This window comes from Paenibacillus sp. NPDC058174, from assembly GCF_042883865.1.
GTDB lineage: Bacteria > Bacillota > Bacilli > Paenibacillales > Paenibacillaceae > Pristimantibacillus.
Genome location: NZ_JBHVUY010000007.1, coordinates 89,449 through 107,847, shown reverse-complemented (window position 1 = coordinate 107,847; position 18,399 = coordinate 89,449). Strand labels below are relative to the sequence as shown.

The following is an 18,399-nucleotide window of genomic DNA, read 5'->3' as shown; positions in this document are numbered from 1 at the left end:
TGTGATAACCTATGAATTTAGATCAGGTATTAGACAATATAGAGTTCTGGGTAGACAAAGTAGCCGCTTACCAAAAAGTCGCCAACGAGCAAAATCAGCTTCAGGTTCGTACAAAGGGCTATGCGACGGATTTCGTTACCAATGCAGATGTGAAGTCCGAGGAAATGTTAGTCGAATGTATCCGAAGCGCTTATCCGGAGCACAGCATTCTCACCGAGGAGAAAGGGAGCTATACGCAAGATAGTGATTATTTATGGGTGATTGATCCCATTGACGGCACGACGAATTTCATTCACCGTTTTCCCTTCTCTTCGATTTCGATTGCTTTGCAGCATAAAGGCGTTACTCTGGCCGGCATGGTCTATTCGCCATGGCTTAACATGAAGTTTTATGCAACGAGAAAAGGCGGCGCTTATTTGAACGGAAAGCGTATTTTCGTATCAGGGACTGCCCGATTGGAAAAAAGCTTATTGGCTACAGGTTTCCCTGGAGGTGGCTATTCCGAATATATGAACCTGGAATATTTCAACCGTATGATCAGCAAAGTGGCCGGCATTCGGCGCACTGGGAGCGCTGCGCTCGATTTATGTTTTGTCGCCGCTTCATATTTTGACGGCTTCTGGGAATTTAATCTTCATGACTGGGATATATGTGCAGGTGCATTAATTGTTGAGGAAGCGGGCGGTATCGTACAGCGGCTGGAAGTTAATGAACATTCACTCATTCTCTGTAGTAATGACGAGCTATATGATATCTTTAAGGAAAGCTTACTTATTCAGGATTGAATTCATACAAAGCGGGGCCAGTCGAAATGGGAAGCTATCAGACGATTAAGCTGGAAATTGAGAAAATGATCGACAATAAGCTCTGGAAGGTAGGGCAAAAGCTGCCGGCTGAATATGAGCTGGCCAAATATTTTAATGTGAGCAGAGAGACGCTGCGCGCTGCGCTTAAGCTGCTGGAGCAGGAAGGCAGGCTGCTTGTGAAGCATGGCGTAGGCACCTTCGTCATTCAACCGCTTCCGGTTATTCCAAGCCGGCTCGAAATGCTGCAAAGTATCGGTGCGATGATTAAAGTGGCGGGCTTGAATGAGGAAGAGAAGAAAGAAATGATTGGAGAAGTGCCGTGCAGACAAGATTGGGCGGATGCGCTCAATATTGAAGAGAACAGCACGGTTATTAAGCTGGAACGGATTCGTTATGCCGACGGCGAGCCGGTCGCATATTCGATCAATATTTTGCCTAAAGAATTAGTTGGCGATGCGTTTGAACGTGTAGATTTCTCCGGATCGTTATTCCGTTTTCTTGAGGATAAATGCAAAATCAATATTGCCAGAGCAGACACAGAGCTGCTTGTCCCCTTAAAGAAAGACAAATATGCAGCGAGACTGCAGGGCGATAAAGAAGAAGCGCCGGTTATTCTTATGAAGCAGCTTCATTATGATGAAAAGAATAAAGAGGTGCTGTATTCCTTCGATTATTTGCGAAATGATATATTTAACTTTTGGATCCGGCGAGAGCGGAAATAATGTGGACCGGTTCGGAATAAACATGTAAAAAGACGCTTCCAGGCACTTCTATAGTGATATTGGAAGCGTCTTTTTTCATAGCTTTACGTCTTCTTAACGGATACTGTTAATCATTCAAATTATTGCATTTCCATTTGCCATTCTGTACGGGAATTTAGCGAAGAAGTATTCGACCAGAGCAATGATTGTAACTGGCATTATCACGTATATTGTATCTTGCGTAGCAGCCTTTTTTATTTCGTCGGTATGGCATATCTTTATTCTTGGTGCGATGATTGGGTCCGCACAAGGCGGTATACAGGCTTTAAGCCGATCTTACTTTGCCAGGATCATTCCGAAGGAAAACTCGAATGAGTTTTTTGGATTCTACAACATATTCGGCAAATTCGCAGCCATTCTCGGACCGTTCATAATGTCGATAACGACGACAGTGACAGGCAACGCCAAGCTCAGCATTTTATCCATCATTCCATTGTTTGTTATCGGGTTGCTTGTGTTCCTGACACTGCCTAAGGAGCAGAAGCATAGCGGGAACCTATTAGAATTGTAGATGACAGATTTAAATTAATAGAAGAAATATATTCCACCTTCATGTATAATTTAGGAAACGACATTTTTCGTGAAGGGATGATGAATAATGGCGAAGGCGTTAGTGAAACTGCTGCATGGATTAGAACTAAAGGACCCAGATACCCTTTTAGAAGTAACGTTTGATTCGGAGTTTCTAATCATTGTTGAGAAATCAATCAAAGGTTTTAAAACAATAGTTGAAAATACCTTTAAAATTCCATTGGTTAATTTTTTGGGATCAACGATTACAACTGAAAAAGACTTAACTGAAGTCAATAAAAGTGTTATAGGCCGGGGGATTGTCGGTGGTTTACTATTTGGGCCAGCTGGATTAGTATTAGGTGGAATGTCAGGTATTGGGACGAAAAAAGGAGCAACCTATCACGTATACATCGTTTCATTTGTTTCTTCGAATGGAGAAGTACGCAATATTACATTTAAAATGCCATTGCCAATGGTTAGTGTGACCCAAAAATTCGATGACAAGTTGAAAAAACAATTAATCAAAGTGCCAAGAAGCGAAGCAGCTATAAACATCTTGAAACAAGCTCAGGAACAAGAACAACTCGGTAAACCTGATGTTATTTTATAATTAGAAAAAGCGCCTGTCTCGGGCGCTTTTTTTTCTAAAGGTCAGCTGAGTGGATTAACTAGTCCTTCTTCTGATCCTTAGCAAGCTGCTGCCGGAGCTCCGCATTTTTTGCAGACAGCTGCTTGGACAGTTCCTCTTGAGAAGCGGTTAATTTAGCTGCTTCCTCAGTCAGCTTTTTGATTTGTTTGGATTTGCTATTGGAACCAGGATCGGAAGGATTCAACCGGAGTTCCTTTTGCAGCTGTTTTATTTTGGAGTGCGCTTTACCCGCTTTAATTTTATCATTGTTCATCTGATTCTGAATTTCTGTAATATCCCGTTTTAATCGGCTGATTCGTGAAGCCGTGAAGCTGATGGACATTGGAACACCTCATCCTCGTATTGTACTGCATGCCCATTCTACTATAAAAACGTCAATAGAGCGAGATGAATGCCTAACCTGCATGGAAATGCGGCCTCCTTTATTGACAATGATTTTGCAATTCGGATATACTGTCTGTAATCTTATAACGATATACGTTGAAAGAGCCCAGTAGCAGCTTTGTCCCTGTTATAGAAAGTCAGGGGTTGATGGAACCTGATACAAACAAGGTCTGCGAATTACACTCTGGAGTATCTTGGGTAATGCCAAGCGGAACGGCGAACGATATCTCGCCAATGAGTGGCATGAACAGCGTCTTAATGGCCTGTTGGTGCAATTTGGGTGGTAACACGGTTATTCAATCGTCCCTATGTCTACAATTAGACGAGGGGCGATTTTTTGTTGTTTTCAGACGGAAATGAACTTATCTATTAAAAAGGAGCTGCATGAAATTGAACATTATCGACGAACTGGAATGGCGCGACGCGATTAACCAGCAGACGGATGCGGAAGGCTTGCGCGAATTAACGAATACGAAGGCGGTTTCGCTCTACTGCGGCGTTGACCCGACAGGCGACAGTATGCATATCGGCCACTTGATTCCATTCATGATGCTCAAACGTTTCCAGTTGGCTGGTCACCGTCCGGTTATTCTGATCGGCGGAGCAACTGGCACAATTGGCGATCCAAGCGGACGCCAAACCGAGCGTTCCCTGCAAACGATGGAGCAAGTACAAGCGAATGTGGATGCACTGACGGCGCAATTGAAGAAGCTGTTCGTGACAGAAGGCGACAATGAAGTTCGCATGGTGAACAACTACGATTGGACGCATAAAATCAATGTAATCGACTTTTTGCGCGACTATGGCAAGAACTTCAGCATCAACACGATGCTCGCGAAGGACGTTGTATCCAGCCGTCTCGACAGCGGTATCTCCTTTACTGAATTCTCCTACCAAATTCTCCAGTCGCTCGATTACCTGCACCTGTACCAGCATGAGGATGTGCAGCTGCAAATTGGCGGTTCCGATCAATGGGGCAACATTACGAGCGGTCTGGATCTGATCCGGAAAAAAGAAGGCTCCGAGGCAAAAGCGTTTGGCCTCACCATTCCTTTGATGCTTAAAGCGGACGGCACGAAATTCGGCAAAACGGCCGGCGGCGCTGTATGGCTTGATCCGAACAAAACGACGCCATTCGAATTCTACCAGTTCTGGGCGAATACGGACGACCGCGACGTTATCAAATATTTGAAGTTCTTCACGTTCCTCGATAAAGCGGAAATCGATTCGCTGGCTGAAAAGGTTCAAACCGAGCCGCATAAACGCGAGGCTCAAAAAGCGCTGGCTGAGGAAATGACGAGATTCGTGCACAGCGAAGAACTGCTGGAGCAAGCAAAGCGGATTACGGCGGCGTTGTTCAGCGGAGATATCCGTTCCCTTACAGCTGATGAAATCGAGCAGGGCTTCAAGGAAATGCCAACGTTCGAGGCAGGCACCGAGTCGAAAAATATTATCGATTGGCTGGTTGATCTCGGTATCGAGCCGTCCAAACGTCAAGCGCGTGAGGATATTACAAAAGGCGCGATCTCGATGAATGGTGAACGTGTCAGCGATGTGGAGCTGACTGTGACGGCAGAGCATGCGATCGGCGGACGGTTCATTATTATCCGCAAAGGCAAGAAAAACTACAGCTTGGTGAAGCTGGGTTAAGCTTAGCAGTGGCCATTCTAACGGTATAAGGCAAAGCTGAAAGCTTCCTTCAGAGCATGATTTATATGCTCTGGAGGAAGCTTTTTTACGAATAACCACATGACAAATCTTTATTTTTTCGTTATGATGAGCAAGATAATTTAATAGGATAAGAATGAACAGGTGCCTATTTTTTCGTCTGATACGAAGAATGGGTTAAATGGGAAGCGGGTGAAAATCCCGCGCGGTCCCGCCGCTGTATAAGAAGAGTCCTTGCAGGAAGCCACTGGGAAACCGGGAAGGCAGCAAGGGCGATGACGCTTGAGCCAGAATACCTGCCTGTTCGTTTACACCATTAATTCTACGAGCGATAGGAGGGTGTTTATTCATGCATGCTTTTCTGAGATGTCCGCTTGATTAAACCCCTTGACCGTATGCGTCGAGGGGTTTGTTGTATTTCATCAATTTAATAGAAAGGGTGTTAATGAAGTAATGATTAAGAAACGAATATTATCCTGGCTGCTAATTGTTGCCGTCTTCATGTCCTTATTTTCTACTAACTTATCTGTATCCTTTGCCAATGAGGGAGGCACGCCTGAAGGATACGTTACGATTTCCGTAGAGAAATTCACACTAGGTCAAGGCTATTTCCTAGAACCTGTAAAGGTTCCATACTATGATGGAGATAATGGTGCTGCAATAATTACCAGATTATTGGGCGAAGGAAATTATAAAAACACAGGCTCTATTGATGAAGCATTTTATTTGGCAAAAATAAAAAATCCGGATTCGAATCCGCTGAATATTCCGCAAGGCGTACAGGATTTATTACCAAAGTACGGGCAGACTCTAGGAGATCGAATTAACGAAGAGTGGCTTGGTGAATTCGATTATACAGCTATGTCCGGCTGGATGTATGCCGTCAATAATCAATTCCCTCCTTATGGTTTCTCTAATTATTGGCCGGAAAACGGAGATGTGATTCGGACTCAATTTACTGTCATCGGCTTTGGTGAGGACCTCGGCAGTGAATGGGGAGATATTCAGCTGCCTAATAAAGATGAGTTGACCGCTAAGGTTGCCGAAATCAACAGCTCAGAAGAGAAAGCAAGTTTGCTTTCTAATGCCAATGTAAGCTCGGCCTATCAGGCTGCGTACCAAATTTTAGAGGATTATGACAGCACGCAAGCAGAGGTCGACAGCGCTCTTACAGAACTTAAAGATGCTGTTGATGTCTTTGGGGACAAGGAAGTGCCAGTCATTACAGTGGCAGGTGTAACGGACAACCAGATCGTTACGGCGCAGTCTTTAACTTTTAACGTATCTGTAAGTGACAACGTGTCACAAGCTATCCAGCCGGAAGTGAAAGTGAATGGCCATACGGTTACGGCCGAAAACGGACAATATCAAGTTTTATTACATATCGGATTTAATACGATCTCTATTAAAGCGATTGATGCAGCTGGCAATCAGTCAGAGAAAAGCTTCAATATTAAATATGAAGCGAATCCGGCAAATGATGTAGAAAAACAGCTTTACGATAGCCTTGGCTATATTTTGCAAACCGTCCCTAATCCGACATTCGGAACTGGCGGAGGCGAGTGGTCAGTTTTAACTCTAGCCCGCGGAGGGTACGGAGTTCCAAACGGCTATTATGACACCTATTTTAATAATGTACAAACTAAAGTAGCCAGCCTGATGACTCAAAATCAAGGTAAGTTGGACAGCTCAAAAGGTACAGAGCATTCCCGTGTTATTCTGGGGCTTACATCTGTTGGTAAAGATATCCATAATGTAGCTGGCTATGATCTTAGTTATGCGTTAAGTGATTACAATTATGTAACTAAACAGGGCTTAAACGGACCGGTCTTCGCGCTAATAGCGTTGGACAGTCATCAATACGAAATGCCCCTTAATGAAGTAGAAGCTGTTCAATCAACAAGAGATAAATTTATTCAATATATACTAGATAGAGAGATTAAGAAGGGTACAGCGGATGCCGGGGGATGGACTTTCTTTGGAAGTAATCCTGATGATATGACCCCGATGGCTCTTCAAGCTCTCGCTCCTTACTATGGGGTTAAACCAGAAGTTACGGCTGCCGTAGACCGGGCGATTGTGAAGCTGTCTGCTGTTCAAGCCAGCGCAGGCGGTTATATACTTTCCGGAGGTTCGAGTGTAAATGCGGAAAGCATTGCACAAGTAATCGTTGCTTTGACTGCGCTTGGCATTGATCCGCAAACGGATTCCAGATTTATCAAAAATGGAAAAACGACAATTGACGCATTAATGACTTTTGCTGTTCCAGGGGGCGGATTTAAGCATCTAGTTACACAGGCGCTTCCAAACAATATGGCGACCGACCAAGCTACCTATGCATTAGTTGCTTACGATCGTTACAAAAAAGGCAAGACATCGCTTTATGACATGTCGGATGTTCAAGTAGGACAGCCGACGCCAACACCGACGCCAACACCGACGCCAACGCCAACACCGACGCCGACGCCAACACCGACGCCGACGCCGACGCCAACGCCAACACCGACGCCTGATCCAGAAGGTAAACAATATGTAACCCTATCTGTCGACAAGCTGACGATTGGTAAAGGTTATGTGGTTCCCACGATAAGGGTAGAGCTTCAAGAGAGCGACACAGCTTGGAGTTTATTGAAGCGGGTATTGGATGAAAGAGAACTTATTGCCAAGTGGACAGAAACCCGAGATGGTAACGGAATTTCTGTAGAAGAAATTGATGGCGACAGAGAGTTTGACTATGGTGTTGGAAGCGGCTGGATGTATTTCGTCAATGGTCTGGCTCCAAATACTACATCCAATCAAATAACACTTAAAAATGGCGACGAATTGCAATGGCGTTACACGACAAATTATGGCGCTGATTTACAAGAGTTACCAGGTGAAGTTTTGCCGCTTCCGTCCGGCATGAATCCGCAAGTTGCGATTCCTGACAATACAGAGGATTATCTGATTGCAATTTCTGGAGCAGATAGCGGTAAAACCGTTGCGGTTGAAATTCCAAGTGATAAAAATTCGAAGGTTTCCTTAAGTCTGCCTTCCAATATTGAATTGCCGCAAATCGAATCTGTGAAAGGCACAGTATCTGCTGTTATTCCGCAAGGGACTAAGGTGCTAAGCGGCTATACAGGTCAAATTGAGCTGCTTACCACAAAGAGTATTGATGAGGCTCTGAAAGATAAACTAAGCGGATTTGCAGCTTCTGGACGACAATTAGATATTAATCATGCTCTTGTAATGGGTAATGCAGGAAGCGTAAAATTCAGCGACTTCATTACATTGACCTTTGCAGGAATGGCAGGCAAGGAAGCTGCTTATATTCAAAATGGCACGGCCAAACAAATTGAGAAATTCAGCTCGGAAGCCGAGGGACAAGATAGCGGATTAAATGAATATGCCTACGATAACGGCAATGATCTGATCATTAGAACAAATCATTTTACCGATTACGTAGTATTCGCTACAAGCGCTATACCAACGCCAAGCCCTACTGCGACACCAACACCAACGCCAAGTGCGACACCGATCCCTACACCCGCACCTGGTACGAATAAATTTGTCACGTTCTCGATTGATAAGCTGACGATCAATAAAGGCTACGTTCTTCCAGCAAGGCAGGTTGAGTTGAGAGCTGGCGATACAGTATGGACGATGCTGAAGCGTCTTCTGGAAGAAAACAATATCGCTTTTAGATATGAATTCAGTGAACAGTATAACAGTGTGTACGTACAATCTATCGCTGGTGACGGTGAATTTGATCATGGCAGCGGCAGCGGTTGGATGTATAACGTCAACGGCGTATATCCGGACTTTGGCGCAAGCTTGTATACGCTGAAGGAAGGCGATTCCGTTCAGTGGAGATTTACTACTGATTTAGGCGTTGATCTGGGAGTTGATCCAAGTGAATGGGAGCTTCCAGTTGCTCTTGACCCGGATGATAAAAACCCGATTATTAACGTTCCGAAGGATAGCAAGAACAATTTCAATCTCACGATTACAAATGAGCTAAGCAAAAAGGACAGCATTACGCTTAATATTCCAAATGAATTTAAAGCAAAAGCTTTCCTTCAACTGAAGAATACAGCCGATCCAGTTCCGCAGATCAAAATATCGAAAGGCAATGTCTCTGCAGTAATTGGGAAAGGGGCTACGCTCAAGTCCGGACCTTCCAGCCTGGAATTGTTCACAGCTTTAGATACGAAGGATACCAAGCTGCAAGAACAGGTAAAAGCAGGTCTTGGTGAAAAACAGGCGTTAAAATCGATTGATCAAGCTTTCGTATTTGGCGATTTAACAACAGCGGCTACATTTAATAAACCTGTTACGTTTACGTTAACAGGAGGAAAAGCAGAAATTCCGGGTATGCTCATCAATGGCGTATTTACGCCGATCCAGATTTATGAGACGGAAGAAAAAGGTGCCCAAGCTGCAAAAGACAACGAGAAATTGGCTTACGCTTATATTAAAGGCAATGATTTGATTATCCGCACAAATCAGCTGGCTGCTTTTGTATTGTATTCACTCAACGAAGCGAAGCCCGTTGTTGAATACACCGATGCGGCATCCATTTCGCAATGGGCGAAGGCTTCCATCGACCGGGCATCGGAGCTTGGCTTCGTACAAGGCAGCAATGGCAAGTTTAATCCGAAGTCATCGGTAACAAGAGCAGAGTTTGCGAAAATGCTCGTATCGGTGCTGAATATTCCGATGGTAAGCAAGCCTGCTGGTTATACCGATGTGGCATCTAACCAATGGTACTACCCGTATATCAACGCTGTTTCTCAAGCGGGGTATATGAGCGGCTATAATCAGAAGTTTGAGCCAAATGCCAGCATTACTCGTGAGCAAATGGCAGCTACAATCGTTAGGGCGCTCGGACTCAAACCTGTACAGACAGCATCGTTGATCGCTGATGCGGACAACGTATCGGTATGGGCGAAAGCGGATGTTTCTACCATCCTCGCTTCGCAAATTATGCTAGGCGATCACAATGGCTTTAATCCGCAAGGTACGGTTACTAGAGAAATGGCTGCTGTTGTCGCTATGCGTACTTACGACTATGGCAAGCCAAACGAGACCGATCCTGAAACGCCTGTTGTAAGCCCGATACACACAAAGGTTAAAACACAAGTGAAAGAGACAGCAGCTTTTCTGCAGTCTTCCGTTACAAACCCGGTCATCGCCAGCGTTGGCGGGGAGTGGACGGTATTAGGCCTGGCCCGCTCCGGCATTAAGATGCCGGATGCGTATTATGCTAAGTACTACGCTAATGTAGAAAAGAAATTGAAAGAAGTAGACGGCAAACTCCACAACATCAAATATACAGAATATGACCGTGTTATTCTGGCCCTTACTGCGATTGGCAAAGGCGTCGATAATGTAGCTGGCTACAATTTGCGGGAGCCGCTTGCTGACTACGAGACGCTAATCAAGCAAGGCATTAACGGACCGATCTTTGCACTGATCGCTTTGGACAGCAAGAACTATGAGATTCCGACAGTTGCAAAGGTGAAGACGCAAACAACTAGAGAGCTGCTTATCGACTTCATTCTGAATCGTGAAATTTCAGGCGGCGGATGGGCGCTGGGCGAGAAGCCAGCAGCCGCTGACCCGGACATTACCTCGATGGCTATTCAAGCCTTTGCACCTTATTATGCTGCGAATCCGAAAGTGAAAGCAGCCGTAGACCGCGGCATTGCATGGCTGTCGAAAGCACAGCAGGCTGACGGCGGTTACGTAAGCGGCGGATCTGCCAACTCCGAAAGCACGTCACAGGTTATTGTGGCTTTAACCGCACTCGGCATTGATCCGCATACTGATGCGAGATTTGTGAAAAACGGACACTCCGCAGTTGATGGATTGTTAAGCTATGCGGCTAACAATAAAGATAAAGGCGGCTTTTATCATGTGAAATCCGGCGGCGTGGACAATGGCGGCGCCAAGCCGGGCGATGTGGATCTGATGGCTACGGATCAGGCGTTCTATGCACTAGTTGCCTATGATCGTTTTCTGAACGGCCAAACCCGCCTTTACGATATGACGGATGTCAAAGCTTAATGGAATAAAAGAGCGAGCAAGGGCTGAATGCGATGCCCTTGCTTCGTTATTTTCACGATTGGGGTGAGAAGCGAGTGAAGAACAGGAATAAATGGCTGGCAGCGATAGCGGTTATAGTAGTGCTGGCTGTTGCATTTTTCTGGGGCGGCGATTATGCCAAGAACACAACAAAGGTAGATACAGCCTCTGTGATGGAGTCTCCGGCAGCAGGCCAAGAAGCTGCTACGGCATCCCCGCCGGCGACAGAGGAGCATGACGAGGAAGAGAAGGCGGGCGGCGTTCAAGCCTCACCTACGAGTACCCCATCGCCAGAGTCAACGCCAACGGATTCCGCTGCTGGAACCGGCAAACCGACAGGTCAAGCGGGTGAAGGAGGCAGCCCGAACCCTACGGAGAGCGCAGAGCAAGGCAGTCCGACAACTGCACCGTCAACGAAGCCGGATTCGAATACGGCGCCAACACCTAAGCCGGAAGTTACCAAGAAGCCAGCCGATACCGGGGGCAAGCAGCCGGCAGCGACAGCAAAGCCAACGTCCACACCGAAGGGCGGCAAGGATAAGTACCAGACCGATCCGATTCCAAGCGGCAAGCCAAAGCCTGTCGAATGGCAGGATGCGGTTGTCGATAAGAAGAAGAAGCTAACAGCAACTTTGTCCGTATCGGCAGCGAGCATTCTTGATCATATGGACAGCTTCAATAAAGATAAGCTCGAAGTGCTTCCCGAGGACGGCATAATCTACAAGGAGCAGAAAGTAACCTTTTATGAAGGAGAATCCGTCTTTGACGTGCTGCTTCGTGAAATGAAGAAGAACAAAATTCATATGGAATTCGAAATGACGCCGATCTATAACAGCAATTATATAGAGGGCATCAACAATATTTATGAGTTCGACTGCGGCGAGCTAAGCGGATGGATGTTCAAGGTGAACGGGTGGTTCCCGAATTACGGAGCGAGCCGCTATCAGCTGAAGGACGGAGATAAAATCGAATGGCAGTATACTTGCGATTTGGGACGGGATATCGGCGGCTATTCGGCTGGCGCAGGAGACGGTAGATGATGAAGGACAGCTTCTCCAGCTTCCATCCAATCATTAATTTTGGCTATTTTGCCGCGATGCTGCTGTTCGGAATGTTCTTGATGCATCCGGTGCTGCAGGTCATTGCGCTGCTTTGCGCACTCACGTACTCCAATCTTCTAAATGGAAGACGAGCGGTTAAATTCAACCTGCTCTATATGCTTCCGTTGTTTATTATCATGGCTGTTATGAACCCGGTCTTCAACCATGCAGGAGTGACAATTCTCTTCTATTTAAAGAACGGTAATCCGATGACACTGGAATCGATCCTTTACGGGATTTCGGCGGCCTGCATGTTCGTGACCATTCTGCTTTGGTTTTCTTGTTACAATGCGGTTATGACGTCGGATAAATTTATTTATTTGTTCGGTAAAATCATGCCCGCCCTATCGCTCATTTTCTCGATGGTGCTGCGATTTGTGCCCCGGTACAAGGAGCAAATTAAGCGCATTTCACTGGCACAGAGAAGTATCGGCCGCGATATTACGCAAGGAAATATGCTTGTTCGGGCACGCAATGGCCTTACGATCTTATCGATTATGACGACCTGGGCGTTGGAAAATGCGATCGAAACGGCGGATTCGATGAAATCGAGAGGCTATGGCCTTCCCGGCCGCACGAGCTTCTCGCTCTACCGGTTTGACAGCCGCGACCGCCTAGCTGGCGGAGCCCTATTAGTTTTAATTGCAATCATGGTAATTGGCGAAGTAAGCGGGCGTAACGATATGCGGTTTTTCCCGTCGGTAAAAATGGCGCATACGACGCCGTTCAGCATCATCGTGTTTATCGCTTATTTACTGCTTGGCCTGCTGCCTGTCATTATTCATGTTGTGGAGGCTTTGAAATGGAAATCTATCAGCTCCAAGACGTAAGCTTTACGTTCCCTCTATCGGAAGAAGCGGCGCTCTCTCATATTAATTTGACGATTGCGAGCGGGGAATTCGTTACGATATGCGGCAGATCGGGCTGCGGCAAGAGCACGCTGCTCAGACAGCTGAAGTCGATTCTGACTCCCCATGGCAAACGGGAGGGAACGATACGCTACGCTGGCAAGCTCATTGAGGAAACAGAACAGCGAACGCAAGCGGCGGAGATCGGCTTCGTGCTGCAAAATCCGGATAACGGCATCGTTACCGATAAGGTATGGCATGAGCTGGCATTTGGGCTTGAAAGTCTGGGCTATGACAGCGGCTCGATTAGATTGCGCGTAGCTGAAATGGCCAGCTTTTTCGGGATTCAACACTGGTTTCACAAAAATGTCGCTGAGCTGTCAGGGGGCCAGAAGCAGCTGCTTAATTTGGCCTCAATCATGGCGATGCAGCCTTCGGTTCTTATTCTGGATGAGCCAACTTCCCAGTTGGACCCTATCGCCGCGGCAGACTTTATTGAGACGCTGCGGAAAATCAATCAGGAGCTCGGAACGACGATTATTCTGACCGAGCATCGGCTGGAGGAAGTGCTTCCTGTATCGGATCGGCTTATCGTAATGGATGACGGTGCAATTATCGCCGACGATACGCCTCGCCGTTCGGGGCAGGCGCTGTTTCGGATGAAGCATCCGATGCTTGCGGCGATGCCGTCTCCGATGCAAATCTGTGCGGGCGTAGAAGCAGGAGCGTCAGCTATTCCCGTTACCGTAAAAGAAGGCCGGCAATGGCTGGATGCATTTCTGCAAGGAAAGGTACTTTCGGCGCTTGATCCAGAAAGCCGGAGTCAGCCGGCCGCTAACGCTGTCGCTGGCGGCGGCAAACGGCAGAAGCCAGTAATTCAATTCAAAGAGGTATGGTTCAAATACGGAAAAGATGCGCCAGACACGGTGAAGGATCTTTCCTTTGAAGTAGAGGAAGGGCAGTTCTATTGCATCGTTGGGGGCAATGGAGCGGGGAAAACGACAACGCTGTCGTTAACGGGAGGGCTGATTCAGCCTTATCGGGGCAAGATTCTAATCGCTGGCAAAAACATCGCCAAGATGAGTGCGAAAGAGCTGTTTACCAATAAGCTAGCTATTCTTCCGCAAAATCCGCAGCATCTGTTTGTGAAAAAAACAGTGGAGCAGGATTTGTATGAGATGCTGTCCAATTCGCCTTTAAGTTCTGCTGAGAGGACAGAGAAGGTTGAAAACGTTGTGCAGTTTCTGGAGCTTGAGCCGCTGCTGGAGAGACATCCTTATGACCTGAGCGGAGGCGAGCAGCAGCGAGCAGCACTGGCAAAGGTAATGCTGCTTGAGCCGCGTATTCTGCTGCTGGATGAGCCAACGAAGGGCCTTGACGGCTTCTTCAAGGACCGGCTTGCGCATTATTTGAAAAAGCTGAACGCGGAAGGCGTCACGATTTTGATGGTTTCGCATGATATTGAATTTTGCGCCAAGCATGGGGATGTGTGCGCGATGTTTTTCGATGGCAGCATTATTACGGAAAAAGCGACAAAAGCCTTTTTCGCGGGCAACAGCTTTTATACGACGGCTGCAAACCGGATGGCTCGGCATGTGTGGCGAGAGGGCGTTACGATTGAGGATGTGATTGCATTATGCAAGCAGAGCAGCTAACGAAGCCGAACCGGCGGTTAAGCCGCCGGACGCTGCTGTCCGCTGTACTCATACTTATCGTTATTCCGGCAACGATTCTCATGGGCATCTACTTGCTGAATGACCGCAAGTATTATTTTATCAGCTTGCTAATTATTCTTTACACGATGCTGCCCTTTGCCATGGTGTTTGAGAAACGGAAGCCGCAAGCGAGAGAGCTGATTGTTATTGCTGTATTGGCGGCAATTGCCGTTGCGGGGCGGAGCGCGTTTTTCATGCTGCCGCAATTCAAGCCAGTTGTCGCGATCGTTATTATTGCGGGGGTCAGCTTCGGGGCAGAGGCCGGATTTCTAGTTGGCGCTACGGCGGGCTTTGTCTCCAACTTTTTCTTTGGTCAAGGTCCTTGGACGCCTTGGCAAATGTTCTGCTTCGGCATTATCGGTTTTATAGCCGGCATTCTGTTTCAGAAAGGGCTGCTCCGCCGGACCAAGCTTTCCCTTTGCATATTTGGCGGTTTGTCTACATTAGTCATCTATGGCGGCATTATTAATCTGGGCTCAGCAACGATATTTTCTCCTTCGTTTTCGTGGGAAGCCTTGCTTGCGGTTTATGCCTCTGGGTTTTGGTTTGACCTGGTTCATGCGATAGCTACCGTGTTTTTTCTATTTATTTTATCGAGGCCCATGCTGGAGAAGCTGGATCGCATTAAGGTCAAATATGGCTTAATCGAGCGCGAGTAGGGAACAGCATAGAGGACATGGAGAGCTGTGAGGCGAATAAATATAGGATTACCTATATATTCCTCATAAGGGAGGGTTCCAACATGAATGAGAATCAGGACTTACAGGAGATTAAAGACAGACTGACCCAAATTGAAACGAAGCTGGAGAAGAAGCCAAGCTTTTTGAGAAATTTCTTGATGGGCTTCGGAATTGTGTTTATAGTTATGTTCCTCATTGGTGTTATTCAATTTATTACGAAGAACTAGCTGAAAAACCGGATATGCCTGACCTGAGTCAGCAGACGATCGGCTTTCTTTTGCAGCCAGTTTCGATTGTCGGGCAGCAGAGGTAAAGCAAGCTGTGCAGCGATCATTTCTACCACTTCATCAGTCGTAATCGAATCGGTATCCAAATGCTGGCCGAATAATTCATTCGACAAGCCTTCCATACAGCGGTCGATTTGTTGAGCAGGCCAAGATTGCTCCCGGTCCCCGCGGCCTTTCAGTCTTTTGAGCAGCACATCTTTGGAAGCCCATAGTGTAAAATGATGGGTCTCTACGCCTTCAGATTGCAGTCGACCGATAATTTCCTGAAAATACACAGGGGATACGATCGTCATCGGGATGATGATCGGTCCTTCGTAGCTGCTGCTTATGTACTTCAATAGGCTGTAATTGAATTCCCGCCACATCGGATAATCTTGAAAATCACCAATGAGGAGCGATTGCGGCAGCTGCTTGCGAATATAGTAGCCGGCATTTTCAGGATCAAATACGAAAGAATGTTGAAGCCGTCTATGAAGCTCATAGGCGGCTTGCGTTTTTCCCGCTCCAAAAGCGCCGTTTATCCAAATGATCATAATTAACACCTCGTATAGAAAGTGATGAAACTGGATTCTAGACGCTCCGTGTTTGTAAAAGGTTCCATTTGAGCGGAATTTAGCGCAAAATAGAACGTAATTAAGGGAAAGCGGAGGGACAGGATCTATATGAGCAGGAGAACAGGAATACTCCGTCAGCGGATTTTATACGGGATGGCTGTTGTGGCGGCTATGCTTCTGGGCTTGGGATCGAGACAATGGGCCGGACAACTCCCGCCATTTGCTGCGGAGCATTTAGGCGATGCGTTATGGGCGAGTATGATTTATTTCGGCTTTCGGATGCTCTGGCCAACAATGAAGCTGACAGGTTCAATGGTATTAGCTGTCGTGTTTTGCTTCGGTATCGAATTCAGCCAGCTTTATCAGGCAGAGTGGATCCAGTCAATAAGGGGGACGACGCTAGGCGCTCTTGTGCTTGGGAAAGGATTTTTGGCCGTTGATTTGGTGAGATATAGCGCCGGAATTCTGATCTCTCTTGCGATTGACAGTATACTGCTGGCGCGCAATGGGAGTGCTACAACGTGACGAACAGCTGCGTCCAATAGGTGCTGAATTCACTCTGGTCATTGCCGGGGACGTAGCCAACGCCCAAATAGGTGAAATTAGGGTTGAGGATGTTCGCACGGTGGCCGGGACTGTTCAGCCAGGATTGCATAACAGCTTCCGGTGTCCGCTGGCCGGCAGCGATATTTTCCCCGTATGCCGTCCAATTCACGCCAAATTCAGTGAGCATTTCTCCAGGTGAGCCGTACGTGGGCGACGTGTGAGCAAAGTAATTATTATCGCGCATATCCCGCGCTTTTAACGTAGCGATATCACTCAATTGATCGGTTGTTAGCGTCTCACCATTCGGGAGAGTGGTAGTGACGAGGAGCTTTCTCAGCGGCCGGAGTCCCGCAGCAGCCCGTGCTTCGTTAATCAGTGTGAACACATCATCAGCGAGCTGTGAAATACGTACCCGGGAACGGGTTCGTGAGCGGGTCAAAAACAGCGTGTACTTTCGCGATGTACGAGCCCGGTTGACCGCTGAAGGCTTCACCCTCCGTTTTCGCGTTGACGAAGCGACTTGTTTTCTTGCCATTTCATTCCTCCCATCTATTGTTTGCAGATATGATATTCTATTCAAAAGATAGGTTAACGGTTTGAGTGAAATGAACCTTGTTAGGAAAGAGGCGATTTGATATGTTTGAGAATACACTTTACACAGGCACAAGAGAAGAAAACTATCAGCTGCTGCTGAAGCAGCTTGAGGGATTAGTAGAGGATGAGCCGAGCCGCATTGCGAATCTGGCAAATGCATCGGCCCTTTTGCAGCAATTTTTGCAGGATATTAATTGGGTGGGCTTCTATTTGCTTGAAGGTGAAGACGAGCTGGTTCTAGGGCCATTTCAAGGCAAACCGGCATGCACGCGGATCACAGTCGGCAAAGGAGTATGCGGAACAGCCGTCAGCCGGGGAGAAGTGATGGTGGTCGAAGATGTCCATCAGTTTCCTGGGCATATCGCATGTGACAGCGCTTCGAATTCGGAGCTTGTTATTCCGCTTCGCAGCGGAGGCCGCATAATTGGCGTACTCGATATCGACAGCCCGTCGTTTGCCCGATTCGATGAGACAGATGCTCGGTTTTTGACGCTCTTCACTGAAGTGCTAGGTAAGTATTTGTAGGGGTTAGAAAAGAAGGAGAGAGGGCAGTCATCTAAAGGAGTCCCTTCTTCAATTAGAATGATGGAAAGTGCAATCAAAATGTAAAAGTGCATTTTGATTACTTCATTTCATTCAATATTCACCCTCAAAATGCAATAGTGCAGGTTGTTAAGCCAGAATAGGCCGAGTTGAGCTGATTTCAGCTATTTCAACTGCACTTTTACATTTTGATTAGAAAAATCGGGCTAAAAAGGTGGAACAACATGCAGATTTGCAGGTTGTTCCACCTTTTTAGTTTCCGCCACCTTAGAAATAGAACTTGTCCATTTCTTTCGGAATACCGTTGCGGGCGAGCAGCTCGCCGACCGTCTCACTGCGGCCAAGCGTATCGCCCGAGGTAAGCAGCCGGATGGCGAATTTATTAGCCTGCCGTTCATACTTCCCCACATTAAAGAAGGATTGTTCATCGAGCCAAAAGCGGTTGAACCCCGGATGCAGCCGGTCATGCCCAAGCTCATGCGCACAGACGAACCGGCGCCAATCATCCGGCAATACGTCGTGGATGACGATGAAGCGGCGCCGCAGCTTTTTATAGTAAAGCCCTTTGGTGGCTTCCCCAAGATCGGCATAACGAATATGAATGCCTAAACCCTCTGCAATGACGAACGGATCATTGGTTTGGAATTTACGGATAAGCCTCATGATTAGTTTGTCCATGGCG

Annotated in this window: 17 protein-coding genes, 1 riboswitch and 1 other annotated feature; of the genes, 13 read left to right on the top strand and 4 right to left on the bottom strand. The window is 46.9% G+C overall.

Annotated features, from left to right (window positions below):
* Positions 1 to 11 precede the first annotated feature (11 nt).
* From ACFVVF_RS24790 to ACFVVF_RS24775, 4 genes are all read left to right on the top strand, one after another.
* Positions 12 to 785, top strand: coding sequence for an inositol monophosphatase family protein (locus ACFVVF_RS24790; RefSeq protein ID WP_387815269.1), 774 nt, complete (start codon positions 12 to 14; stop codon positions 783 to 785).
* Positions 782 to 1,528, top strand: a complete 747-nt coding sequence (locus ACFVVF_RS24785; protein ID WP_387815267.1) for a GntR family transcriptional regulator — start codon at positions 782 to 784, stop codon at positions 1,526 to 1,528. Before ACFVVF_RS24790 ends, ACFVVF_RS24785 begins: the two co-directional genes overlap by 4 nt.
* A gap of 100 nt (positions 1,529 to 1,628) precedes the next feature.
* Positions 1,629 to 2,078, top strand: coding sequence for an MFS transporter (locus tag ACFVVF_RS24780; RefSeq protein ID WP_387815421.1), 450 nt, complete (start codon positions 1,629 to 1,631; stop codon positions 2,076 to 2,078).
* A gap of 87 nt (positions 2,079 to 2,165) precedes the next feature.
* The gene (locus ACFVVF_RS24775; protein WP_387815265.1) at positions 2,166 to 2,690 is read left to right on the top strand and encodes a hypothetical protein; all 525 of its coding nucleotides are present in this window, start codon (positions 2,166 to 2,168) and stop codon (positions 2,688 to 2,690) included.
* A 58-nt stretch (positions 2,691 to 2,748) separates the two neighbouring features.
* On the opposite strand, the gene ACFVVF_RS24770 is transcribed toward ACFVVF_RS24775, so the two are convergent.
* Positions 2,749 to 3,051 (bottom strand): hypothetical protein, encoded by a 303-nt coding sequence (locus ACFVVF_RS24770; RefSeq protein ID WP_387815263.1) that lies wholly within the window; start codon positions 3,049 to 3,051, stop codon positions 2,749 to 2,751.
* A gap of 149 nt (positions 3,052 to 3,200) precedes the next feature.
* Positions 3,201 to 3,424 (top strand) — a binding site (T-box leader).
* Positions 3,425 to 3,503: 79 nt separating this feature from the next.
* Between ACFVVF_RS24770 and tyrS the strand changes: the two genes are divergently transcribed.
* From tyrS to ACFVVF_RS24735, 7 genes are all read left to right on the top strand, one after another.
* Entirely contained in the window at positions 3,504 to 4,763 is a 1,260-nt protein-coding gene (gene tyrS, locus ACFVVF_RS24765; protein WP_387815419.1) for a tyrosine--tRNA ligase, read from the top strand.
* 143 nt (positions 4,764 to 4,906) lie between these two features.
* Positions 4,907 to 5,099, top strand: a riboswitch (cobalamin riboswitch).
* Between the two features lie 135 nt (positions 5,100 to 5,234).
* A complete protein-coding gene (locus ACFVVF_RS24760) occupies positions 5,235 to 10,832 on the top strand; it encodes a DUF4430 domain-containing protein (RefSeq protein WP_387815261.1) in 5,598 nt (1,865 codons plus the stop codon).
* Between the two features lie 74 nt (positions 10,833 to 10,906).
* Positions 10,907 to 11,890 carry a DUF4430 domain-containing protein gene (locus tag ACFVVF_RS24755; RefSeq protein WP_387815259.1) on the top strand — a complete coding sequence of 328 codons (984 nt, stop codon included), beginning with the start codon at positions 10,907 to 10,909 and terminating at the stop codon, positions 11,888 to 11,890.
* Positions 11,887 to 12,780, top strand: coding sequence for an energy-coupling factor transporter transmembrane component T (locus ACFVVF_RS24750; RefSeq protein ID WP_387815257.1), 894 nt, complete (start codon positions 11,887 to 11,889; stop codon positions 12,778 to 12,780). Before ACFVVF_RS24755 ends, ACFVVF_RS24750 begins: the two co-directional genes overlap by 4 nt.
* A complete protein-coding gene (locus tag ACFVVF_RS24745) occupies positions 12,753 to 14,453 on the top strand; it encodes an ABC transporter ATP-binding protein (RefSeq protein WP_387815255.1) in 1,701 nt (566 codons plus the stop codon). The genes ACFVVF_RS24750 and ACFVVF_RS24745 overlap by 28 nt, the downstream gene beginning before the upstream one ends.
* Complete coding sequence (locus ACFVVF_RS24740) at positions 14,435 to 15,172, top strand: ECF transporter S component (protein WP_387815253.1); 738 nt, start codon at positions 14,435 to 14,437, stop codon at positions 15,170 to 15,172. The genes ACFVVF_RS24745 and ACFVVF_RS24740 overlap by 19 nt, the downstream gene beginning before the upstream one ends.
* A gap of 83 nt (positions 15,173 to 15,255) precedes the next feature.
* The gene (locus ACFVVF_RS24735) at positions 15,256 to 15,420 is read left to right on the top strand and encodes a hypothetical protein (protein ID WP_387815251.1); all 165 of its coding nucleotides are present in this window, start codon (positions 15,256 to 15,258) and stop codon (positions 15,418 to 15,420) included.
* Here ACFVVF_RS24735 and ACFVVF_RS24730 read toward each other — a convergent pair.
* The gene (locus ACFVVF_RS24730; RefSeq protein ID WP_387815249.1) at positions 15,417 to 16,013 is read right to left on the bottom strand and encodes an AAA family ATPase; all 597 of its coding nucleotides are present in this window, start codon (positions 16,011 to 16,013) and stop codon (positions 15,417 to 15,419) included. The genes ACFVVF_RS24735 and ACFVVF_RS24730 overlap by 4 nt on opposite strands.
* A 129-nt stretch (positions 16,014 to 16,142) precedes the next feature.
* Here ACFVVF_RS24730 and ACFVVF_RS24725 point away from each other — a divergent pair, with 129 nt between their 5' ends.
* Positions 16,143 to 16,559 carry a ribosomal maturation YjgA family protein gene (locus ACFVVF_RS24725; protein ID WP_387815247.1) on the top strand — a complete coding sequence of 139 codons (417 nt, stop codon included), beginning with the start codon at positions 16,143 to 16,145 and terminating at the stop codon, positions 16,557 to 16,559.
* Here the strand turns inward: ACFVVF_RS24725 and ACFVVF_RS24720 are convergent.
* Complete coding sequence (locus tag ACFVVF_RS24720) at positions 16,549 to 17,115, bottom strand: CAP domain-containing protein (RefSeq protein ID WP_387815245.1); 567 nt, start codon at positions 17,113 to 17,115, stop codon at positions 16,549 to 16,551. The two genes, ACFVVF_RS24725 and ACFVVF_RS24720, sit on opposite strands and share 11 nt — an antisense overlap.
* A gap of 101 nt (positions 17,116 to 17,216) precedes the next feature.
* Between ACFVVF_RS24720 and ACFVVF_RS24715 the strand changes: the two genes are divergently transcribed.
* A complete protein-coding gene (locus ACFVVF_RS24715) occupies positions 17,217 to 17,699 on the top strand; it encodes a GAF domain-containing protein (protein WP_387815243.1) in 483 nt (160 codons plus the stop codon).
* Between the two features lie 285 nt (positions 17,700 to 17,984).
* Here ACFVVF_RS24715 and ACFVVF_RS24710 read toward each other — a convergent pair whose 3' ends face one another.
* Positions 17,985 to 18,395: an ImmA/IrrE family metallo-endopeptidase gene (locus ACFVVF_RS24710; RefSeq protein ID WP_188891416.1), complete on the bottom strand. Its 411-nt coding sequence runs from the start codon at positions 18,393 to 18,395 to the stop codon at positions 17,985 to 17,987.
* Positions 18,396 to 18,399 lie beyond the last annotated feature (4 nt).